A 20,928-nucleotide genomic window follows, 5' to 3' on the forward strand; every position below is an offset into this window, starting at 1 on the left:
AGATTGTTTTCATCAACGACGGAAGCAAAGATGCGACTGAATCAATAATTAACAAAATAGCTGCATCTGATCCGCTCGTTATTCCGCTTTCGTTTACGCGAAACTTCGGTAAAGAACCTGCTCTTTTCGCGGGTCTCGACCATGCAACCGGGGATGCGGTCATTCCTATTGATGTCGATTTACAGGATCCGATAGAAGTTATCCCCCATCTCATTGAGAAGTGGCAGGCTGGCGCGGATATGGTGCTGGCTAAGCGCTCAGACCGCTCAACTGACGGGCGCATGAAGCGTAAGACAGCTGAATGGTTTTATAAGCTGCATAATAAAATCAGCAATCCAAAAATTGAAGAGAACGTCGGTGATTTCCGGTTAATGAGCCGTGATGTTGTCGAAAATATTAAACAGATGCCAGAACGTAATCTATTTATGAAAGGCGTTCTGTCATGGGTGGGCGGCAAGACTGATGTAGTTGGATACGCCCGCGCTGAGCGTGTTGCCGGCGATTCAAAATTCAATGGCTGGAAATTATGGAATCTGGCGCTGGAAGGAATAACTTCTTTCTCAACATTTCCGCTCCGCATATGGACGTACATTGGATTGTTTATTGCAGGTATGTCGTTCCTTTACGGTACATGGATGATTATAGATAAATTAATATTTGGAAATAATGTTCCTGGCTACCCGTCTCTTCTTGTTTCTGTACTTTTCCTGGGTGGCGTTCAATTGATAGGAATAGGTATTCTTGGGGAATATATTGGCAGGATTTACATAGAAACTAAAAAAAGGCCTAAATACATAATTAAGAATGGGAAGAAAAATGGTTAACAATAGATTAAAAATGGTAATTGCTATCCTTATAGTTTTCTCGTTGGTGTATTCAATAGGATTTATTACACCAATGAACTCTGATGACTATACTTATGCCCTAAGAGAGCTTTCGCTTTCTAGCATAAAAATGCACTATTTGGGATGGAGCGGAAGGGTTGTGTCAGATACGCTCAGCACATCTCTATTAAAGTTTTTCTCCCCGCATATTTACAATGCAATAAACTCAGCAGCGCTAACATTAATGGTGTTGTGCTGGACAATGATCCCAGCGACATTAACAAAGTCGTCACCGTCCCCATATGTGATGATTTTCTTATTTTTCTTATAGTTCATTGCAAATCCAGCTCTCGGTCAAACTAACTTCTGGCTTGTTGGGTCAGCAAATTACTTATGGACCAACATGTTCATTGCCATTTATATACTAATTTCTATATATTTAAGCAATGCCAAAAAATCCAATTTAATACTCTTTGTATATGCCATATCATCGATATTTGCAGGTTGCTCAAATGAAAATACATCTCTTGTAGTTGTATTAATTTCTGTAGCATATTTTTTTATAATGAATAGAAATAAATATCTACTGATTGGCGTATTCGGATCTGCAATAGGCGCAGGGGTTCTCCTGCTGGCTCCGGGAAACCTATCCCGTGCGTCTACAATACAAGACTGGTACAACCAACCACTTGCATGGAGGGTTCTTGAGCACTTTTCAGAAAGGCTGCCATCAGCAATGGGGGCATATTGGCAGGTCTATATTGCATTTATAATACTACTAATCTCTGTAGTGTTATCAAGGAATAGTAGCAGCAAACTTATGTTTGGAAGCTTTTTATTCATACTGGGTGCAATTGCTGCAAATGTTGCGTTCCTTGCATCTCCTGCAATGCCCAGCAGGGCTCTCAATGGAGCACTCTGCTTTATGATTCTTTCGATTTCCTTTGTTGCTCATTCTGCATTTACGAAATTTAACAAAGCTTCCATTTATTTATCTATTACTACATATGCAATGGCTTTTTTATATTTCATTCCATCATACATTCTCTATTACTCATCAATTAAATCAATAAGCAAACAAACGGAGATTAGGGAAGAAATAATAGACAGGGCGAAAGATAACAAACAAGATCAAGCGATAATTCCTGATTATTACTTTCCACCGGTACTGCATGCAGGCCCAAGTCTTGATACGTTTAACAGTGAAGCAATGTCTAGATACTACGGGATTGATGTAAAAATAACTGCTCCAGGATTTTTCGACTATTCGCGAGCCTTTAATCTCAAACCTCTTAATATTAACGCAAAAATATGTAACAACGTTTATATAAAATCATTATGGATATATAAACAGCAAATGGGCATTAAAACCTTTGTAATATTTGAGTTTAATAAGAATCCTGCTGATTCTCTTGATGAGAATACAGCGATGTTCATTAGCTTAAAAACAAAGGATGGAAAAGTTATAAATGCAGATGTCGACAAGAAGACATTTCAAATAGACGGAAGATGGCTTTCAGGACGGGCGATTAACGGCATAGATTCAAATGAATTAGAATCAATTACATCTGGGACATGGGACGTTAGAACAGGGGCGAGGACAAATGAGAATATTACGGAAATAATTAAATAACATTCATGTATAATTAATGTTCCCCGCCACCAATGGGTAACGGGCGGCGGGGATTCCTACATATCGTATGTCACAAATGCCCCATCAGGTTTCTTAGCAAGAAGTCGCAATGCGCCATCAGTCCCAAAAAAGAACCCAACGGAGCCATAGTGCATTAATCCAGACTCCGGCAACTGACCAATACACGCAGGATACGCATGTGCCCAAAGCCCATCCGGTTCAACTCCACCACAGATGCAGGAACACCGTCTTTTAGTGCGGATAAACTGACCCCTACTGGTTTCACTACCGGGTAAAGGAATCTGATAATCTGCGGTCAATGTGAATCACCACAGGTTTAACAGACACCTCAGATCCATTTAAGATGACTTAAAGAGAGGTGCCTATGAGCGGTAAACGTTATCCCGAAGAGTTTAAAATTGAAGCGGTAAGACAGGTTGTTGAGCGCGGCCATTCTGTTTCCAGCGTCGCAACACATCTCGATATTACTACCCACAGTCTTTACGCCAGGATAAAGAAGTACGGGTCGAACTCCTCCACCAATAAAGAAATAAAGAGCAGTCAGATGATCAGACCGGAATCCGCCGACTCCCGAAAGAGTTGAAGCGGGTTACTGACGAACGGGACATATTAAAAAAAGCCGCAGTAGACTCAATTGGTCACTGCAACCATGAATGACAAAAGATGGAGTCCTGAATGCGCTCCTGATGGCCGTGTGGCGACATAATCACCCGCTATGAATGGCAGTCGATCCTGAAATCGCACGGACTGGAGGGCAGTATGAGCCGTCGTGGCAACTGTCATGAAAATGCGGTTGCAGAAAGCTTTTTCCAGCTACTGAAGCGTGAACGGATAAAGAAAAAGATCTACGGAACGAGAGACGAAGCCAGAAGCGATATTTTTAATTACATAGAAATGTTTTATAACAGTAGACGTCGGCATGGTTCGAGCGAGCAGATGCCACCGGCTGAATATGAAAACCTATATCATCAACGACTCAGAAGTGTCCAGGTTATCCGTGGCGATTCACAGATATGCTCACCTTGCGCCTAATCATTTAACGGAACACGCGAGGAAAATAGACGACATTTTTGGTGATGATGTCCCAAATATGTCCCATATGGAAAATAAGGAGGAAATAAAGAAGCGTAACGCGTTGATTTATAAGTGGCGCGCCCTGCAGGATTCGAACCTGCGACCCACGGCTTAGAAGGCCGTTGCTCTATCCAACTGAGCTAAGGGCGCCTTGTGAAGTGAAGACTTCGTGTAGACGAAACGCGAGAATTATACGGTCAGGCACTCCTGAGTCAATGGCTTTTGTTCTGGTTGCTGACTAAGTGTACGAATATCGTCTTTTCTGGCGCAATGCCAGGTTCCAAGAAATCGCCTGGACACATCTCAGCACGCATAAAGTGGGAATTAAGGCCGCCAGTATTTAGATAATCAATCAGTTTCTTTAATATTTCACCATGATTCACCTGCCGTGTAGGATATTTTTTATGCTGAGTATCGCTATTAAGGAACAAAACAGTCACTTTGAGCATGGGTTGAAAATCATCATGACGCGTCTGGCGAATCAATGGCAGCAGAAAATTGACTTTCTGCCGCCAGAAGAGATAGATAATGCCGATATCGCTTTCCTGGCCCTGGATGATGATTGGTTCAGCGCAGGCTGTTACCAGATACCTATGCATACCCAACATCAGCTACGGGTGATTATTTGTAATAAATGCGATAAAGAAAAGCTCATGTTCAGACCATGTCTGTATATGCTGCCGCATATTTATCGGGAAGATGATGTTGAAGAAATTACCCGGAAAATGATATTGATCTTACATAAACGAGCGCTTCGACATAGTGTCCCTTCTGGCATTTGCCACTACTGCACGACTCGTCATTTTTCAGTAACAGAACGTCACCTGTTAAAACTGATCGCCAGCGGTTATCATTTAAGCGAAACGGCCGCTTTACTTTCACTTTCTGAAGAACAGACAAAGTCACTCCGCCGGAGCATTATGCGAAAATTACATGTTAAAACGGAGCAGCAGTTTTTAAAGTATATTAGAGTTAACCTTCATTTCTTACTCAGTAAGTAAACTCACTTAACTTTTTACAAGGCTTACGAAATATCTCACCAATAATTAAGTAACGATACCTACAGGCATTTTTTTAACGCTGCCACAATGATGCCCATAATATCCTGATAGATTCAGGGGTCAAAAATATATGGCTGCATCATAAATGCCTGGAGGAGTGTTTGGTGACACAGGGCACTTTATTAAAGGAAAGGATAAATCCCCCACACCTGGCGTCTTCGCCAACACGCCATTCATATCTCAACAGCGGATTGTTAAAATCTGAGCCAATCGTTCATCTCTCAACTGCGCAATTAATCGGCTATGAGGTCCTGACGCAACTTCCGTCAAAACATGATAGCGAAGTTTTTTTTCAGCAGTTAATGCTGATGGAAGGCATTGAAACATCAGAGCAACGAAGCATTGCTTTTTACGCTGGTGCAACGATGGGACAAGGTTATTTATGGCCAGCCATATTACCAGATATATATTAGAGCAATGGAAAAAGCAGGATGCGCAGCGTACCACGCAGGGAAAGAAACCGCCGTTTAAGAAATGCCAAAGACTGCGCCTGCCGTTATCACTCTCCAACGCCGCAGATATTTGATCGCCTTGAGTTACTGAACCAACAGCTCAATTATGCCTTGCCGGTTGGTATAATTTCTCAGGCAATAATTACAACTGACAACTACCTCGGCTATTCGCTGAGTCACTACTTATTTTCCGGAAAACGTACCGCTGCATTCCGCTCATTAGATGACATTTCTTTGTGGATTGAAAAGGGGTCGCTCAGACAACTGATTGTAGATATGGAGACGCTACCTGTCTCCTGTATTGAGGCGCTTAACCAGCTACGCGCGCTCAGTTGGCAACAAAGCGATATCCAGATTTACCTGCTGGTATCAGATAAAACCCCCGCTATAGCTCAGTTTATCCGTATGGCCGGGCATTTTTTTGTCCTGTCGCGACGACAAAATCTGGCCTCAGTACGCGAAGCCTTGTTATCAGCCGCCAAACCTCGCTTATCGGAAAGCTTTAGCCGTACTGACTGGTTGATGATTGAAACTTTAGCGCAAGGCGCCTCTTTAAAAGAAATAGCACGTCAGCAAAGCGTACCTTATCATCGTGTAGTTTACCGGCTTAAACAACTTATCACCCTCCTTAACCTTCCCCACAGGCAAAGCTTTCTTCGGCTGATCCAGCAGTTAAACGTTACTTTCAACGACATTTTTTAACGAACTAACGTTTTGGTGAATAAGATTTTTTAAGAAATTACTTATTTTCACTTCCATTAAATGTAAATATTTCACATAAAATTAATATTTACAACTCGTCCTGGTAAGCGATAAAAATTTTTTTCTTACATCGTCCCCTGTCCCTCCTCGTTTTTTGAGGTCTCCAGCGTCAACATCTTTCTGTTATTACATAACAAATACTAAACAATTAGTCTTTCATATTATTTTTATACTTAAAAACAACAGTTTAAACTACTCAATGTCAACTCTAAAGAAAATAGCTCCACCACGAACAAATTTTCTATAACGCCACAGAACATCCTACCCGCTATCCATAATTCGCATTTCGCAAGACTTTTCCGAGAAATCAGACCAGGTATAATCCATATTGTTTTTACTTAATCAGAAATTTCTTTTTTGTTGGTGCGAAATGGATATTCCACATATTTATTACTCTTACGCAAAATAGCCAGTCAACAGGGAGGTCTCATTCTTTATTATTGCTCCACCGTGTGGTGTGTAGATCTGGCTATTTCACAATCTTTAAGGTGTCTGACGCTTATTCTAAAACGAAGGACGCATAACAGTCTGAGGTATACAACAATGAAACCTGCATCTGTTATCATTATGGACGAACACCCTATTGTAAGAATGTCGATCGAAGTTTTACTCGGTAAAAATAGCAATATTCAGGTTGTCCTGAAAACGGATGATAGCCGAACAGCGATAGAGTATCTGCGCACTTATCCTGTTGATCTTGTCATTCTGGATATTGAATTACCGGGCACCGACGGCTTTACCTTACTTAAACGAATCAAATCTATCCAGGAACATACCCGGATACTTTTTTTATCGTCAAAATCAGAGGCTTTTTATGCCGGAAGAGCAATAAGAGCGGGCGCAAACGGATTTGTAAGTAAACGCAAAGACCTCAATGATATTTATAATGCGGTAAAAATGATTTTATCCGGCTATTCTTTTTTCCCATCTGAGACGCTTAATTTCATCAGTAATACCCGTACCCCCAAAGGCGGGCACCATGATATGCCACTATCTAACCGCGAAGTTACCGTGCTGCGCTATCTGGCCAATGGAATGTCTAACAAAGAAATTGCCGAGCAACTTTTATTGAGTAACAAGACTATCAGCGCGCATAAGGCCAATATATTTTCTAAACTTGGCCTTCACTCTATCGTTGAGCTTATAGATTACGCCAAATCACACGAATTATTGTAAAGGTACTCCCGACGAATTATCGTTCGGGAGCCACAATAACGGACACTAATTGTAATTGATCAGGAAGGTCGCATCCGCGTTAGCAAGTCCGGGCTGCACGCCATCGGCTAAGGCGATATAGTTCGCATAGAATTTCAGGGTAGCATTGCCGTTGTTGTCAATATCGACGGCCTTGCTGGCCTGTTCAAGCGGCAATCGACGTTGATCGCCATCGCGAATTTCAATCGCCAGTTTTTGCGCCATTGCCGTATCAGCAAGCGCCAGTAATGCCGTGCCGGGCGCTGGCGTCCCGGAAAACGTTATAGACGCCGACCCCGGCGGGCAGCCTTCAAGTTTTAGGCTAAAGGCTACCGGTTGCGTGGCGTCACCGGCGGCGTGAAGCTGTTTTGTCGGCCAGGTGCCGAGGTTAACCGATTTGTTACTGTCGCCCGCCACCACGGCGCAGGTAAAATCCACCACGTTACCGCGCAGTTCAATATTCACTTCGCCCAGAGATGAGTTGGCCTGACTCAGCGGGCTGAACAAAACACAACCAATAGTGATGAAAACGCGCCGAAGGATCATTATACCTCCTTAATCATAATCGACTCGTAGATAGCCGCGCGCAGTAAACGGCCCTTCCGCCGGTTTATTCCCCGTCACGCTGATCGGCCAGGCGCGAATACCTACGCGAGCGGCGGCGTTATCATCAAGATGAAACGGAATTTTACTCGACAAATTATTGGGTGTGAGCGGCGTACCGTTGCTATTAGCAACCACAAAGCCTAAATCCGGATTATCGGACACCATCGCCTGCCCTGAGGCCTTTTCGGCTTCAAGCCGCATCGATAAATAGGCCTGCGCCGCGACGTTGGTACATTTGATAGCGATAGTTTTTGCTTGCGGCGTGACGCCTTGCGGACGATTACCCGCTCCCGCCTGACTAAATAACGACGCGCCGATATCGCCGAAATCAAACTCCACGACCTGTCCAGCATTCACTTCACAGTTTTGCGGTACTTCCACTTTGCCGCTGTAGCTAATGGTATACACCGGCGTGCTCAACGCGTCGCCGGTAGAGGTCGTCACATAGACGGTAAACATTGTCTGGCGGGGGATCGTCACCATATTAATAAAAGGCCGTATCACTTTTAATTTAAAAACCAGCTTTGAGTCCTGCACGCCAAACGGCTTTTGCTGCGACACGTTATAGTCGACGCCCATGAGAATATAGTTACGGGGCGGATAAAATACGCCAGCGACACTATCGGTGATGCTCATCGCGCCCAGAAGGTAGTCATTCAGCTTGAGGTATTTAAAATTTCCTTCGGTGCTTTGTACCGGTAATTCTGATACATAGCTTCGGTAGGTATAATTCACCGTTGTCCCCGCCGGGCACGTCGCGTTTACGCCGACCCAACCTGATTTTTCCGGCAGCGTCACCACCTGTCCCGGCTGATTATTGCCGCTGGTGAAAACATCTGACAGGTCGTAAAAGATATCGGTCGCCGTCCCGTTTGAATTGCGGCAAACCGTCGCCAGCGCGGGATGGGTGAAAAAGAGTGCGGTCCCCGCCAGCAATAGCGCTGAGTATATTTTCATCTCTATTTTTCCTTTTATGACGCCGGACGGATACAGGTTGCGCTGACTATCGTAATCGCCTGCTTCAGGCTATTCTCCGCCAGGGCGTAAGGGGCGATACAACGCGCGTTTTTCCCCTCTCCCCACTGGATGAACAGTTCACCTTTTAGCGGCAAGCCGCTCAGATAAATTTGCCCGTCATCGCCGACCATACTGGTAATACCGCTGGCGGTTTCTCGTACTATCGCGCCAAACGGTAACGGACGTCCGCCAAGCCTCGCGGTAATGATTGCCCTTACGCCTATCCGCGTATCAAAAGCGGCCCGCACCAGCGCGCCCTCTGTCGGCACTACGCTGCTGACGTTATTTTCGACATCGGTATGGTTGTCCATCGTGTTGGTATCTAACGCGACGCGGTTATAGCGATATACCGTGGCGTAGGGCATTACCGCATAACCCCGCCAGTCCGTTTTCACGCCGGTCTGGTTTTCGATGCGCACGCCTTTCGCTCCCGGCGCTTTAATCAAGACATTGGTATCGCCCAACGGTTGGCTAAACGTAATACCATCCGCATGACCGACCACGCCGCCGGAAAGTTGCCAGTTATAGTCATGCTGATCGCGATCGTAGTTATATCCCACGCCCAGCGTGCCATACGTCGCCTGCCAGCTAGCGCTGGCGCTGCCGCTATAACCATTGGTACTGCTACGCCCTTGCGTCACGCTGTAGCTCAGATTACGTCCTTCCAGAAGCGTGCCGCCCACGCCGCTCTGCCAGCTATTGTCGCCGTCGCGGTTGCGGTTGGCGTTAAACGTGGCATAAGTACGATCAAGAATAGTGTCGCGCGCATAGCGCCGTCCGGTCAGAACGCTAAACGGAGCGGACATATTGAATGCCAGAATGCGATCGGCGCCTGAGATCCCCACCGACTCGTTCCACGACCATGACAGCGAATAACTTATGTCTTGCCATCCACTGGCGTATCCCAGTTGATACCAGGTATTGGTATCCGCCGTATTCCAGTAATTTTGTTGACTGCCGGAAAGATACAGTGACCCGTAATCCCCCAGGTTTTGCGAAATATTGACCTGAAAGCGGCCTTTTTTGCTGTAACGGAGATTGTGGTAGCTCTGCGCCACCGGCACTTTATGGCGGCGTCCGTCGCTATCGTATTCGTAGTCGTACCCTTCCATGCTACGGTATGCCACATCATCCAGGGTGTAAAATCCGCGTGTGGAATAGCGGTAACCCAGCAATTGAAAATTAGTCCCGTAATTATTCAGCGATTTGGCGTACAGAAAACGCAACGATTGCCCCTGATGGGTGCTGTCATCTGCCAGTTGGCTACGCGCATGTGTGACATCGACCGACACGGCCCCCCAGTCACCCAAATTTTGCCCCGCCCCGACCACCACAGCACGGTAACGATCGGCAAGTTGCGTACCGCCGTAAGCCGTCAGCCCCGCAGGCAGGCCGGCAATCACCGTTCCCTGGAAAAAGAATGGCGAAGACTGCTGACTATTGCCGCTGCGAAAATCCCCGGCCACCAGGTCATACTTCACCCTGCCCTCACGCTGCAATAGCGGAACGGTAGAGTAAGGCACCGTGTAACGTTGTTGGCTACCGTCTTTTTCATCTACCGTCACCTCAAGGTCGCCGCTGGAAGAGGTAGGATTAAGATCGGTAATCGCAAACGCGCCCGGCGACACATAGTTTTGGTAGATAACATACCCGTTCTGTCGTATCGTCAGCTTTGCCGCCGTCCGGGCGATCCCTCTGACCGTGGGGGCGTAGCCCTGCAGGCTATCGGGATACATATTGTCAGAAGAGTACAGCCGCGCTCCGCGAAAGCCGACGCTGTCGAAAACATCGTTCCCGGTATTGCTGTCCCCCATGACCAGTTCGCTTTTTAGCGGAATGATGGCGCGCTGTACCCAGGTGCCAATGTTGTTCCAGCGTTGCGAATGATAGCCGTCCCCTTTCGAATAGTTCCAGGCTCCGTTATTACGCAGCCGCCAGGGGCCATAGTTCAAACCGCTCAGCAGACTCAAAAAATAGCTATCGCTGTCTGTTCCGCGGCTACCGGTAAAACTGTAATTAATGAGTGCGGCGGGTATCCCTTCATCCCACTCTTCCGGCGGAATATAGCCACGCGCGCTGTTGAGCAATGACGCCTGCGGCAAGCTAATGTTTAAGCGCATCGACGCGAAATCGAACGCGACCTCCGCGCCCGGGATTTTCTCAGGAAGGTGAATACACGAGGTATCGACGCCTTTATCTGAGACAGGGAACACCGCAGTATTCACGCCCAGCCGTTTAATCCACTCCGGTGTAAAACAAGGCATCAGGCCGCCGGATTTATCGCCGGCACCCACGGCGCCCGCCTCAAAACGAATATCCTGCGTCGCTACGAATTCGTCGTTACGCCAGATATCCACCCGGTAAATACCGGGAGGCTGATGATAACCTTTTTCAAAGCGAGATAAATCCGCCACGGACGCGGTATCCGCCGACAAAAACGCAGGGTTGAAATAACTTTCGCCGCGGCTCGTCAACGGACACAGAGCTGCCAGCACCGACAGCGCCACGCCGTTTAACGGTGATACATAGCCGGGAAATCGCCCTGCAAACCAGGTTGTCTTCTTCATCGTGTTCTCGTGTGGCTTCACGCTCTCTGCTTAACCGAGACTGGCCGTTGTCGACGACGTCAATGCGCCGTAATCATTGACGGTCTGAAATGTCACGCTGCCCTGCGCGCCAGTCGGTAAGGGAATTTGCATGTCGCTTTTTGGCGCGATCATCACGTTATCAATCTTTTTCGCGCCCACGCTGATATTGACCAGCGTGAGGTAATAAGCAGATGGGTTGGTTATCTTGAGATGGTTGCCGACACGGGAAAATTTCAGCAAGGTCGGCGCGTCTTCCGGCGTCTGCGGCAAATTCGCCGGACGCACGAACAGTTTGATGCGCGACAGAATCGCCAGTTGCAGAACGTTTTTTCCTTCAATATGACTTTTATCGACCGACGGGATGGCTTTCACGTTCATCCAGAATAACGACTCCCGATCCGCGGGTAGCGGTTGCCCGGCGTAGATAATACGCAGCGTGTTTTCGCTTTTGGGTTCGCTGACGAATAAAGGCGGCGTAACAATAAACGTTTTTTCTTTCTGCCCGGCGCTATTTTCGATCCATGAATTGACGAGGTAACGTTCTTGAGTATCGCTATTACTGATTGCCAGAGAAGTCTGCTTCGCCGCCGAGGGATAAATAACTCGCGTGGCGCCTAATGCAATCCCCCCCGCCGCCTGTACGTTCAGCGAAGTAAATAACGTGAGAAGAACAATAAAGCCTACTTTTATACTATTCAGCATGGTAAAAAATACCTTTTGCATTGAGTCACGTCGGCAAGAAAATTCATGGGTAAACCAGCGTAAACCACACTTCTGAATGAATTCGTCCCGGCGTCATATTTTCTGAAATTGCCCGATAGCGGGCGGTAAAATGCAAAGTCATTTCTGACGTTAAAATGGGCGCGTAATGAAGCGGTAATGTGTTGGGTATGATTTGCCGCTGCTGGTCATCAAATAACGCCAGGCCGATTCCGGCATTACCGATACCTTCGCCGCTGGCCAGAAAAACATGGGGATCTTCCGCAGGCGTAACGCCAGCAAACGCAATGCCGACATGACGCCAGACCTCCGCGCTACAGGAGATTAACCGTAACGAAAATGGAACGCTGACGGGAGCGAAGCTGCCAGGACCGGTAAACGCATTCGTGCGGTACTGTCCCATCAGTACGCGCAAATCCTGGCTTTCTGTGGCGACAGCGCAGCCGCCATTGACCAGTTGTCCGCGCAGGTGAACACGCCCGCTCTCCACCATTACCGGCTGCGCAATGACGGGCGACATCAAAACAAGCCCCGCTAGCGCCGCGCCTTTCCTTATCATCTGCTATGTTCTCTTTTATCCCCGATAGCCTCTTCCGTTGAGGCGCCTCCCTTCCCTGGCGTTCCCAGACGGGATTATTCGTATTTCATGATAAAGGTGGCGTCGGCATTAGCCTGGCCTGGCGTCGTGGCGGCGGCGGTTGCCTTATAGCGTGCGGTAAAACGCAGCGTATTGGTGCCTTCAACCAGCGCCTGCTTCGCCGAGAAGGTCGCACCGTCCGGCTTCAACGGTGAGGAGGTGTTATCAAGAATCTCAATCCCGACGCCGGTTGCGGTAGTGCTATTGTCCGCAGAGGAGACCGCCAGCAAATTAGTGTTGGTGTTATCTGCCTGACCAGAGAAAGCCACGGCAGCGGTGGCTGCCACTTTCGGATCGCAGTCATTCAGGACGATGGAGAAAGGCACCTGCGCGGTCGTATCACCAATCGCCGTAAAGCTGGCGGTACGGTATTGACCCAGCGTCACCGTTTGATCGGCGGATTTAGTGCTAACGGCACAGGCTGCATTAACTAGTTTACCTTCGAAATGAATAGTACCGCCACTCACGCTCACCGGAGTAGGATCAGCCGCAACCGCTGCGCCAGCGACAAACATCAGACTCGCAATAGTAGAGGTCATTAATTTATGTTTCATGGATTTCCCTTGAATTACACACACCCGGTTTCGGCATCCTGTCGGCTCCGTTTGAATTATTATCGACATAGCATGTCAGAAAAGTTATCTCTGCATCCTGTAAAGATAGATATCGCAGATTAATTAGTTTTCTGTTTCTCCCCTGAGTATCAGACGCAGTAATTAATCTTTGCGAATATGACATTTCGTCACGGTAATAAATTAAACATTTCGTAGCCGCAAACTCTTTTAATGACCTAAGCTAATTCTTATTTGGATATAAGAAGGGTCTAATCTTATTTTGTATAAAATGTCGCATTATGCCGCCCGACGCTATTAACGACGAGGGATTACGGTAACCATAGCCAGGGTGATGAATTGTTTCTTTTTGGTTAATCATGGCGCGCTTACGGGTCACGTCTCAGTATCGGCAACGGACGGGGGAGACGTCGCGTTTGCATCGGAAACACAAACGTTAACTGACAGCGAGGCCCGCTTCTGACAAAATAGCGCTATCCCCTTTGACTTGAAGTAACAGATGGAATCTTCTCTCTGATGGCAGCAAAGATTATTGACGGTAAAACGATTGCGCAGCAGGTGCGATCTGAGGTTGCTCAAAAAGTTCAGGCACGCGTCGCAGCAGGTCTTCGCGCTCCCGGCCTGGCTGTGGTGCTAGTCGGCAGCAATCCGGCCTCACAGATTTATGTCGCAAGCAAACGTAAAGCGTGCGACGAAGTGGGATTCGTCTCCCGCTCCTATGACCTGCCAGAAACCACCAGCGAAGCCGAACTGCTGGCGCTTATCGATACTCTGAATGCAGATAACACGATCGACGGTATTCTGGTGCAGTTGCCTTTACCGGCAGGCATCGACAACGTTAAAGTGCTGGAGCGTATCGCGCCAGATAAAGACGTAGACGGTTTTCATCCTTATAATGTCGGTCGTCTGTGCCAGCGTGCGCCGCGCCTGCGTCCCTGTACGCCCCGCGGTATAGTGACCCTGCTTGAGCGTTACAATATTGATACCTACGGCCTGAATGCGGTGGTCATTGGCGCGTCCAATATCGTTGGACGCCCAATGAGCATGGAGCTGCTGCTGGCTGGCTGTACGACTACCGTTACGCACCGCTTTACCAAAGATCTGCGTCACCATGTCGAGCATGCTGATTTGCTCATTGTCGCCGTAGGTAAACCGGGCTTTATTCCCGGCGAATGGATTAAAGAAGGCGCAATTGTGATTGATGTCGGTATTAACCGTCTGGAAAATGGCAAGGTCGTTGGCGACGTCGTGTTTGACGAAGCCGCGGCGCGCGCGTCATACATCACGCCAGTACCGGGCGGCGTCGGCCCGATGACGGTCGCCACGCTTATCGAAAACACGCTGCAGGCGTGCATTGAATATCACGATCCACAAGGAAAATAACATGGCGACATTCTCTTTAGGCAAGCACCCGCACGTCGAGCTGTGCGATCTGCTCAAGCTGGAAGGCTGGAGCGAAAGCGGCGCGCAGGCGAAAATCGCCATTGCCGACGGGTTGGTGAAGGTTGATGGCGCGGTTGAAACGCGTAAACGCTGCAAAATTGTCGCCGGGCAAACCGTTAGCTTCGAAGGCCAAAGTGTGAACGTCGTGGCCTGATACAGAGTGCCGGATAGCGACGCAAAGCGTCTTATCCGGCCTGATTACGCTGTCTTTTCAGATAATCATCCACTTAATCCTCTGCGTTCCAACTGCTAGCATGGCTATTTCCCTGTGAACCATCGCTATGCCTACCGTTATCACCCACGCCGCCGTTCCCCTGTGTTTTGGCGCAGGCTTAGGCCTGAAAGTTATCCCTCCTCGCCTGCTGTTTGCCGGTGTTGTGCTGGCGATGCTCCCCGATGCCGACGTGCTGGCCTTTAAATTTGGCATCGCCTACGGCAACGTATTTGGACATCGCGGATTTACCCACTCTTTACTTTTCGCATTCCTCCTCCCCCTGTTGTGCGTACTCGCGGGACGACGATGGTTTCGAGCTGGGCAGGTGCGCTGCTGGCTATTTTTAACCGTTTCATTGTTGTCGCACAGCCTGCTGGATTCGATAACCACGGGTGGGAAAGGCGTCGGCTGGCTGTGGCCGTGGTCAGATGAACGTTTCTTTGCCCCATGGCAGGTGATTAAAGTCGCGCCGTTTGCGCTTTCAAGCTACATCACGCCGTATGGGCATCAGGTGATTATTTCGGAGCTGCTATGGGTGTGGCTACCGGGAGGCGTGTTAATGGGGATATTGGGCTGGCACAGATGGCGTATAGGGGACGAAAAGCGGGCTCGCTAATGTCGAACGGCGCTACGCTTACCCGACCTGTAGATTTCATCTCAGGTAGGCCGGATAAGACGCCCTGCGTCTTATCCGGCAATACGGCAATTACTTACGTCGCCAGGTGGTGCCCTGCGGGCCATCTTCCAGAATAATACCCATTTCTGTGAGACGATCGCGCGCCGCGTCCGCCGCCGCCCAGTCTTTCGCTTTACGGGCATCCAGACGCTGTTGAATCAAGGCTTCAATTTCCGCAACTTCACCATCATCCGCCTGCGCGCCGCTTTGCAGGAAAACATCCGGCTCCTGCTCCAGCAGTCCCAGCACGCCGGAAATCTTCCGCAGATGAGACGCCATCGCATTCGCGGCGGTCATATCTTCGCCCTTCAGACGGTTGACTTCACGCGCCATATCAAACAGGACGGAGTAGGCTTCCGGCGTGTTGAAATCGTCATTCATCGCCTCCACGAAACGCGCTTCAAACGCTTCGCCGCCCGCCGGGGCCGCTGATTTATCCGTTCCACGCAATGCAGTGTATAACCGCTCCAGCGAGGCGCGCGCCTGCTTGAGGTTCTCTTCGCTGTAGTTCAGTTGGCTACGGTAATGCCCGGACATCAGGAAGTAGCGCACGGTTTCCGCATCGTAGTATTTCAGCACGTCGCGCACGGTAAAGAAGTTGCCCAGCGATTTGGACATCTTCTCGCGATCCACCATCACCATACCGGAGTGCATCCAGTAGTTGACGTATTCGCCGTCATGCGCGCAGGTAGACTGGGCAATCTCGTTTTCATGGTGCGGGAACATCAGATCGGAACCGCCGCCGTGAATATCAAAATGGTTGCCCAACTGCTTGCAGTTCATCGCCGAACATTCAATGTGCCAGCCCGGACGCCCTTCGCCCCACGGCGACGGCCAGCTCGGCTCGCCCTCTTTCGACATTTTCCACAGCACGAAGTCCATCGGGTTACGCTTCACGTCAACGACATCCACGCGCGCGCCCGCCTGAAGCTGCTCAAGATCCTGACGGGAAAGCTGCCCATAAGTCGGATCGGTCGGTACATCAAACATCACATCGCCGTTATCCGCCACATAGGCGTGCCCTTTCTCGATTAAGGTGCGGGTGAGCTCGATAATTTCCTGAATATGGTGCGTCGCACGCGGCTCGCTGTCCGGACGCAGAATATTCAGCGCGTCGAAGTCCTGATGCATTTCCGCAATCATTCTGTCGACCAGCGCGACAAAACTTTCGCCATTTTCATTGGCGCGTTTAATAATTTTATCGTCGATATCGGTAATGTTACGCACATACTTCAGCTTATAACCGAGAAAACGCAAATAGCGCGCGACAACGTCAAAAGCGACAAACGTGCGTCCGTGGCCAATGTGGCAGAGATCGTAAACGGTGATGCCACACACGTACATGCCGACTTCCCCGGCATGAATGGGTTTGAATTCCTCTTTTTGGCGCGTCAGTGTATTAAAAATTTTTAACATCGAAGATTCCGTATAGACGTGTGTGGGTAATAATCTCCGTATGATACATATTATTCGTAATCGAAGCAGCACACTTTGCAAGGTGATCGCAGCTTACGGTTATGCTATAATAAGCCCCTATATGTGCCCCATTGCGGGCTAAAGCACCACTCTCTTGGAACAGGATGCAAAAATGGTTACTTTCCACACTAATCACGGCAATATCGTAATCAAAACCTTTGATGATAAAGCGCCTGAAACAGTTAAAAACTTCCTGGACTACTGCCGCGAAGGTTTTTACAACAACACCATTTTCCACCGTGTGATTAACGGTTTTATGATTCAGGGCGGCGGCTTTGAGCCGGGCATGAAACAGAAAGCCACCAAAGAGGCGATCAAAAACGAAGCCAACAATGGTCTGAAAAATACCCGTGGTACGCTGGCGATGGCGCGTACTCAGGCGCCACACTCGGCTACCGCGCAATTCTTCATCAACGTGGCAGACAACGACTTCCTGAACTTCTCCGGCGAAAGTCTGCAGGGCTGGGGCTACTGCGTCTTTGCGGAAGTCGTAGAAGGTATGGACGTGGTAGATAAAATCAAAGGCGTCGCCACTGGCCGTAGCGGTATGCACCAGGACGTACCAAAAGAAGACGTCATCATTGAAAACGTGACCGTCAGCGAGTAATCGTGGCGACACTGTTTATTGCAGACTTGCATCTGCAAACGGAAGAACCGGCGATCGTCGCCGGTTTTCTGCGTTTTTTAGCCGTAGAAGCCCGCCAGGCCGACGCGCTGTATATTCTTGGCGATCTCTTCGAGGCCTGGATTGGCGACGACGACCCCAACCCGCTACATCGTGAAATGGCCGTTGCCATTAAATCGCTGGTTGATTCCGGCGTCCCTTGCTTCTTTATTCATGGTAATCGCGACTTCCTGATTGGCAAACGCTTTGCCCGCGAAAGCGGCATGACGCTACTACCGCAGGAAAAAGTGCTCGACCTGTATGGCCGCAATGTGTTGATTATGCACGGCGATACGCTCTGTACCGATGATGCCGGATATCAGGCGTTTCGCGCCAAAGTCCATAATCCGTGGGTTCAACGGCTGTTCCTTACCCTGCCGCTGTTTATCCGCCGCCGTATCGCCGCCAGAATGCGCGCCGGCAGTAAAGCCGCCAACAGCAGCAAATCGCTGGATATTATGGACGTCAATGCGCAGACCGTCGTCGCCGAAATGGAAAAACACCGCGTACAGTGGCTGATTCACGGTCACACCCACCGCCCGGCGGTGCATGAACTTTCCGCCAACGACCAGCCCGCGTTCCGCGTGGTGTTAGGCGCATGGCATCATGAAGGTTCAATGGTAAAAGTCACGCCGGATAACGTGGAGTTAATCGCCTTCCCCCTGTAAATGTTCGTCGAATCGTCCGTTACGGCGCACACGCAACCGTTTTCCTTGCCTGATTATCATGCTATTCTCTGACACCTCAAAAGCAGCGTGTCCCGCACCACAGGAGTTTTAAGACGCATGTCTTCCCGCAATAATCCGGCGCGTGTCGCCATCGTGATGGGGTCCAAAAGCGACTGGGCTACCATGCAATTCGCCGCCGAAATTTTTGAAATTCTGGATGTCCCGCACCATGTAGAAGTGGTTTCCGCCCATCGCACCCCCGATAAGCTGTTCAGCTTCGCCGAAACGGCGGAAGAGAACGGATATCAAGTGATTATTGCCGGCGCGGGCGGCGCGGCGCACCTGCCGGGAATGATTGCGGCAAAAACGCTGGTCCCGGTACTCGGCGTGCCGGTACAAAGCGCTGCGCTAAGCGGCGTGGATAGCCTCTACTCCATCGTGCAGATGCCGCGCGGCATTCCGGTGGGTACGCTGGCGATCGGTAAAGCCGGTGCCGCTAACGCCGCCCTGCTCGCCGCGCAGATTCTGGCGCAACACGACGCGGAACTGCATCAGCGCATCGCTGACTGGCGCAAAGCGCAAACCGATGAAGTTCTGGAAAATCCCGATCCGCGGGGGACGCTATGAAGCAAGTTTGCGTTCTCGGCAACGGGCAACTGGGCCGAATGCTGCGCCAGGCGGGCGAACCGCTGGGTATCGCCGTCTGGCCGGTTGGTCTGGATGCAGCGCCTACCGCCGTGCCGGTACAGCAGAGCGTCATTACCGCAGAGATTGAGCGCTGGCCGGAAACCGCGCTTACCCGCGAGCTGGCGCGCCACCCGGCATTCGTCAATCGCGATGTATTTCCGATCATCGCCGACCGTCTGACACAAAAACAGCTTTTCGATAAACTGGGACTCGCGACCGCGCCGTGGCAGCTGCTGACCAGCGCCGACGAGTGGTCCGGCATCTTTGACCGTCTGGGTGAACTGGCGATTATTAAGCGTCGCGTTGGCGGCTACGACGGTCGCGGGCAGTGGCGTCTACGCGCGGACGAAACCGGGCAACTGCCGGATGACTGCTATGGCGAATGTATTGTTGAGCGCGGTATCCATTTTTCCGGCGAAGTGTCGTTAGTCGGCGCGCGCGCTCATGACGGCAGTACCGTGTTTTACCCGCTAACGCACAATTTGCATCAGGACGGCATCTTGCGGACCAGCGTCGCGTTCCCACAGGCGAACGCCGAACAGCAGGAGCAGGCGGAATCGATGCTGTCAGCAATTATGCAGGCGTTGAACTACGTCGGCGTAATGGCGATGGAATGTTTTATCACGCCGGAAGGCCTGTTAATCAATGAACTGGCGCCGCGCGTGCATAACAGCGGACACTGGACACAAAATGGCGCCAGCATCAGTCAGTTTGAATTGCATTTGCGCGCGATTACCGGCCTGCCGTTGCCCGCGCCGGTGATTAACACCCCGTCGGTGATGATCAATCTGATCGGCAGCGAGCTGAATTACGACTGGCTGAAGCTGCCGCTGGTACATCTGCACTGGTATGATAAAGCGGTACGTCCGGGGCGAAAAGTCGGCCATCTGAATCTGACCGACAGCGATACGTCACGTCTTAGCGCCACCCTGGAAGCGCTCTCTCCGCTCCTGCCGGGCGAATACGCCAGCGGCATTATCTGGGCGCAAAGTAAGCTTAAATAAACAGCGTGGGCGGCGCATTCTCTGTCGCCGCCCGTCGCGATCACAGACAGATGCAGGTTCCCGCCCTGCCCGCCAGGGTATCGTCAATACGCGATAATGCGCCAATCCATGCCGGCTTTCCGCACCGCTTCACATACCCGCTTACCGCGGTCACCTTCGGCCCCATCGCGCCATCGGCTTTGGCAAACGGTGCCAGCTCATCGGGTGAAGCCTGACGAATAGCGCGCTGCTGCGGCGTCCCCCAATGTTCATACACCGCATCCGCATCCGTCAAAATGATCAGACCATCGGCCGCTATCTGCTCCGCCAGCAATGCCGCCGCCAGGTCTTTATCTATCACCGCCTCGACCCCTTCGCCCTCGCCGGCAACAGGTACCCCGCCACCGCCGCTGCAAATCACCACATGGCCCTCTTTTAGCAATAACTCAATAGCGGCGCTTTCGATAATCTGACGCGGCGCCGGGGAAGCAACGACACGGCGCAGATATTTTCCATCACGTTTCATATGCCAGCCATAAGTCGCTTCCAGCGACATTTGCTCTTCTGGCGAATAAACGGGACCGATAAACTTTTCCGGTTCAAGAAAAGCAGGATCGTCCGCCGATACCTTTATCCGCGTTAATACCGCAGTCACCGGCGGCATATCGGGTTCAAGCGCCAGACGCTGCGCCAGCATATAGCCGATCATGCCCTGACTCTCCGCTACCAGCACATCCAGCGGATAAGGCTCAACGGCTTTCCAGGCAAGGTTCTGTAAAGCCAACAGGCCGACCTGGGGGCCGTTGCCATGTACTATCGCCAGCCGATACGAGCGGGCAAGTCGCGCCAGCGCAGGCACCGCGTCGGCAATATTGCGATATTGATTCTCTGCCGTTAGCGCTTCTCCGCGCTGCAATAATGCGTTGCCGCCAAGAGCAACTACCAACGTTTTCATT

The 20,928-nt window shown here is 50.1% G+C and carries 21 protein-coding genes, 1 tRNA gene and 3 pseudogenes; 16 read left to right on the forward strand and 9 right to left on the reverse strand.

The annotated features are described in order from the left end of the window. From J4685_RS14000 to J4685_RS14015, 5 genes and pseudogenes are all read left to right on the forward strand, one after another. Window positions 1–824: glycosyltransferase family 2 protein (locus J4685_RS14000; protein WP_208202744.1), on the forward strand; the 824-nt coding region annotated here is incomplete at its 5' end. Beyond that, window positions 805–2,457: pseudogene (gtrC1, locus tag J4685_RS14005) on the forward strand (putative glucosyltransferase GtrC1). The gene J4685_RS14000 and the pseudogene gtrC1, both read left to right, overlap by 20 nt. A gap of 385 nt (window positions 2,458–2,842) precedes the next feature. Beyond that, window positions 2,843–3,061, forward strand: a complete 219-nt coding sequence (locus J4685_RS22565; protein WP_001728138.1) for an IS3 family transposase — start codon at window positions 2,843–2,845, stop codon at window positions 3,059–3,061. A gap of 34 nt (window positions 3,062–3,095) precedes the next feature. Beyond that, a pseudogene (locus tag J4685_RS22570) lies at window positions 3,096–3,510 on the forward strand (IS3 family transposase); the annotation flags it as partial. Further along, window positions 3,482–3,604, forward strand: a pseudogene (locus tag J4685_RS14015) (integrase); the annotation flags it as partial. The pseudogenes J4685_RS22570 and J4685_RS14015, both read left to right, overlap by 29 nt. A 21-nt stretch (window positions 3,605–3,625) precedes the next feature. Here J4685_RS14015 and J4685_RS14020 read toward each other — a convergent pair. Then, window positions 3,626–3,702, reverse strand: a tRNA-Arg gene (locus J4685_RS14020). Window positions 3,703–3,956: 254 nt separating this feature from the next. Between J4685_RS14020 and fimW the strand changes: the two genes are divergently transcribed. From fimW to fimZ, 4 genes are all read left to right on the forward strand, one after another. Then, window positions 3,957–4,553: a fimbria biosynthesis transcriptional regulator FimW gene (gene fimW / locus J4685_RS14025; RefSeq protein WP_000948629.1), complete on the forward strand. Its 597-nt coding sequence runs from the start codon at window positions 3,957–3,959 to the stop codon at window positions 4,551–4,553. A 161-nt stretch (window positions 4,554–4,714) separates the two neighbouring features. Further along, window positions 4,715–5,026 carry a hypothetical protein gene (locus tag J4685_RS14030; RefSeq protein ID WP_000258626.1) on the forward strand — a complete coding sequence of 104 codons (312 nt, stop codon included), beginning with the start codon at window positions 4,715–4,717 and terminating at the stop codon, window positions 5,024–5,026. Between the two features lie 18 nt (window positions 5,027–5,044). Then, the gene (fimY, locus tag J4685_RS14035; protein ID WP_001258129.1) at window positions 5,045–5,767 is read left to right on the forward strand and encodes a fimbria biosynthesis regulator FimY; all 723 of its coding nucleotides are present in this window, start codon (window positions 5,045–5,047) and stop codon (window positions 5,765–5,767) included. Window positions 5,768–6,370: 603 nt separating this feature from the next. Continuing rightward, window positions 6,371–7,003: a fimbria biosynthesis transcriptional regulator FimZ gene (gene fimZ, locus J4685_RS14040; protein ID WP_000801273.1), complete on the forward strand. Its 633-nt coding sequence runs from the start codon at window positions 6,371–6,373 to the stop codon at window positions 7,001–7,003. Window positions 7,004–7,048: 45 nt separating this feature from the next. On the opposite strand, the gene sfmF is transcribed toward fimZ, so the two are convergent. The 6 genes from sfmF to fimA all read right to left on the reverse strand — a co-directional run bounded on the left by sfmF (window position 7,049) and on the right by fimA (window position 13,143). After that, on the reverse strand, window positions 7,049–7,567 hold the full coding sequence (gene sfmF, locus J4685_RS14045; RefSeq protein ID WP_000603410.1) for a fimbria assembly protein: 519 nt from the start codon (window positions 7,565–7,567) through the stop codon (window positions 7,049–7,051). Between the two features lie 9 nt (window positions 7,568–7,576). Continuing rightward, window positions 7,577–8,584: a type 1 fimbria D-mannose specific adhesin FimH gene (fimH, locus tag J4685_RS14050; RefSeq protein WP_000708651.1), complete on the reverse strand. Its 1,008-nt coding sequence runs from the start codon at window positions 8,582–8,584 to the stop codon at window positions 7,577–7,579. A gap of 14 nt (window positions 8,585–8,598) precedes the next feature. After that, window positions 8,599–11,211 carry a fimbrial biogenesis usher protein gene (locus tag J4685_RS14055; protein ID WP_000754206.1) on the reverse strand — a complete coding sequence of 871 codons (2,613 nt, stop codon included), beginning with the start codon at window positions 11,209–11,211 and terminating at the stop codon, window positions 8,599–8,601. Window positions 11,212–11,241: 30 nt separating this feature from the next. Further along, window positions 11,242–11,934 (reverse strand): type 1 fimbria chaperone FimC, encoded by a 693-nt coding sequence (gene fimC / locus J4685_RS14060; RefSeq protein ID WP_011233109.1) that lies wholly within the window; start codon window positions 11,932–11,934, stop codon window positions 11,242–11,244. A 43-nt stretch (window positions 11,935–11,977) separates the two neighbouring features. After that, window positions 11,978–12,511, reverse strand: coding sequence for a type 1 fimbrial protein subunit FimI (gene fimI, locus J4685_RS14065; protein ID WP_000619603.1), 534 nt, complete (start codon window positions 12,509–12,511; stop codon window positions 11,978–11,980). Window positions 12,512–12,585: 74 nt separating this feature from the next. After that, entirely contained in the window at window positions 12,586–13,143 is a 558-nt protein-coding gene (fimA, locus tag J4685_RS14070) for a type 1 fimbrial protein subunit FimA (protein WP_000681029.1), read from the reverse strand. 534 nt (window positions 13,144–13,677) lie between these two features. Here fimA and folD point away from each other — a divergent pair. The 3 genes from folD (at window position 13,678) to J4685_RS14085 (ending at window position 15,434) form a co-directional block, all read left to right on the forward strand. Then, window positions 13,678–14,544 (forward strand): bifunctional methylenetetrahydrofolate dehydrogenase/methenyltetrahydrofolate cyclohydrolase FolD, encoded by an 867-nt coding sequence (folD, locus tag J4685_RS14075; RefSeq protein ID WP_000729165.1) that lies wholly within the window; start codon window positions 13,678–13,680, stop codon window positions 14,542–14,544. A 1-nt stretch (window position 14,545) separates the two neighbouring features. Then, entirely contained in the window at window positions 14,546–14,758 is a 213-nt protein-coding gene (gene ybcJ, locus J4685_RS14080) for a ribosome-associated protein YbcJ (protein WP_000190278.1), read from the forward strand. 127 nt (window positions 14,759–14,885) lie between these two features. Beyond that, a complete protein-coding gene (locus J4685_RS14085) occupies window positions 14,886–15,434 on the forward strand; it encodes a metal-dependent hydrolase (protein ID WP_001143503.1) in 549 nt (182 codons plus the stop codon). Window positions 15,435–15,524: 90 nt separating this feature from the next. Here J4685_RS14085 and cysS read toward each other — a convergent pair whose 3' ends face one another. Further along, on the reverse strand, window positions 15,525–16,910 hold the full coding sequence (gene cysS, locus J4685_RS14090) for a cysteine--tRNA ligase (RefSeq protein ID WP_000912377.1): 1,386 nt from the start codon (window positions 16,908–16,910) through the stop codon (window positions 15,525–15,527). A 172-nt stretch (window positions 16,911–17,082) separates the two neighbouring features. Here cysS and ppiB point away from each other — a divergent pair, with 172 nt between their 5' ends. The 4 genes from ppiB (at window position 17,083) to purK (ending at window position 19,993) form a co-directional block, all read left to right on the forward strand. Then, on the forward strand, window positions 17,083–17,577 hold the full coding sequence (gene ppiB / locus J4685_RS14095) for a peptidylprolyl isomerase B (RefSeq protein ID WP_000256012.1): 495 nt from the start codon (window positions 17,083–17,085) through the stop codon (window positions 17,575–17,577). Between the two features lie 2 nt (window positions 17,578–17,579). After that, on the forward strand, window positions 17,580–18,302 hold the full coding sequence (gene lpxH / locus J4685_RS14100) for a UDP-2,3-diacylglucosamine diphosphatase (protein WP_000212289.1): 723 nt from the start codon (window positions 17,580–17,582) through the stop codon (window positions 18,300–18,302). Window positions 18,303–18,419: 117 nt separating this feature from the next. Beyond that, a complete protein-coding gene (purE, locus tag J4685_RS14105; protein WP_000098736.1) occupies window positions 18,420–18,929 on the forward strand; it encodes a 5-(carboxyamino)imidazole ribonucleotide mutase in 510 nt (169 codons plus the stop codon). Next, entirely contained in the window at window positions 18,926–19,993 is a 1,068-nt protein-coding gene (purK, locus tag J4685_RS14110; protein ID WP_000815509.1) for a 5-(carboxyamino)imidazole ribonucleotide synthase, read from the forward strand. The genes purE and purK overlap by 4 nt, the downstream gene beginning before the upstream one ends. Before the next feature lie 40 nt (window positions 19,994–20,033). Here purK and J4685_RS14115 read toward each other — a convergent pair whose 3' ends face one another. Then, complete coding sequence (locus tag J4685_RS14115) at window positions 20,034–20,927, reverse strand: carbamate kinase (RefSeq protein ID WP_000855342.1); 894 nt, start codon at window positions 20,925–20,927, stop codon at window positions 20,034–20,036. Window position 20,928: the final 1 nt, after the last annotated feature.

The sequence above is a fragment of the Salmonella sp. 32100201201700099SM genome (genome assembly GCF_017572645.1).
Classification (GTDB): Bacteria; Pseudomonadota; Gammaproteobacteria; order Enterobacterales; family Enterobacteriaceae; genus Salmonella; species Salmonella enterica.

What these genes read in the sequence shown, in the direction of transcription:
- J4685_RS14055 (WP_000754206.1), bottom strand. Translation starts at nt 11,211, where the DNA reads ATGAAGAAGACAACCTGGTTTGCAGGGCGATTTCCCGGCTATGTATCA.
- fimY (WP_001258129.1), top strand. Translation starts at nt 5,045, where the DNA reads ATGCGCAGCGTACCACGCAGGGAAAGAAACCGCCGTTTAAGAAATGCC.
- purE (WP_000098736.1), top strand. Translation starts at nt 18,420, where the DNA reads ATGTCTTCCCGCAATAATCCGGCGCGTGTCGCCATCGTGATGGGGTCC.
- J4685_RS14085 (WP_001143503.1), top strand. Translation starts at nt 14,886, where the DNA reads ATGCCTACCGTTATCACCCACGCCGCCGTTCCCCTGTGTTTTGGCGCA.
- purK (WP_000815509.1), top strand. Translation starts at nt 18,926, where the DNA reads ATGAAGCAAGTTTGCGTTCTCGGCAACGGGCAACTGGGCCGAATGCTG.
- folD (WP_000729165.1), top strand. Translation starts at nt 13,678, where the DNA reads ATGGCAGCAAAGATTATTGACGGTAAAACGATTGCGCAGCAGGTGCGA.
- fimW (WP_000948629.1), top strand. Translation starts at nt 3,957, where the DNA reads ATGCTGAGTATCGCTATTAAGGAACAAAACAGTCACTTTGAGCATGGG.
- cysS (WP_000912377.1), bottom strand. Translation starts at nt 16,910, where the DNA reads ATGTTAAAAATTTTTAATACACTGACGCGCCAAAAAGAGGAATTCAAA.
- fimC (WP_011233109.1), bottom strand. Translation starts at nt 11,934, where the DNA reads ATGCTGAATAGTATAAAAGTAGGCTTTATTGTTCTTCTCACGTTATTT.
- sfmF (WP_000603410.1), bottom strand. Translation starts at nt 7,567, where the DNA reads ATGATCCTTCGGCGCGTTTTCATCACTATTGGTTGTGTTTTGTTCAGC.
- ppiB (WP_000256012.1), top strand. Translation starts at nt 17,083, where the DNA reads ATGGTTACTTTCCACACTAATCACGGCAATATCGTAATCAAAACCTTT.
- fimH (WP_000708651.1), bottom strand. Translation starts at nt 8,584, where the DNA reads ATGAAAATATACTCAGCGCTATTGCTGGCGGGGACCGCACTCTTTTTC.
- J4685_RS14115 (WP_000855342.1), bottom strand. Translation starts at nt 20,927, where the DNA reads ATGAAAACGTTGGTAGTTGCTCTTGGCGGCAACGCATTATTGCAGCGC.
- fimA (WP_000681029.1), bottom strand. Translation starts at nt 13,143, where the DNA reads ATGAAACATAAATTAATGACCTCTACTATTGCGAGTCTGATGTTTGTC.
- fimZ (WP_000801273.1), top strand. Translation starts at nt 6,371, where the DNA reads ATGAAACCTGCATCTGTTATCATTATGGACGAACACCCTATTGTAAGA.
- ybcJ (WP_000190278.1), top strand. Translation starts at nt 14,546, where the DNA reads ATGGCGACATTCTCTTTAGGCAAGCACCCGCACGTCGAGCTGTGCGAT.
- fimI (WP_000619603.1), bottom strand. Translation starts at nt 12,511, where the DNA reads ATGATAAGGAAAGGCGCGGCGCTAGCGGGGCTTGTTTTGATGTCGCCC.
- J4685_RS22565 (WP_001728138.1), top strand. Translation starts at nt 2,843, where the DNA reads ATGAGCGGTAAACGTTATCCCGAAGAGTTTAAAATTGAAGCGGTAAGA.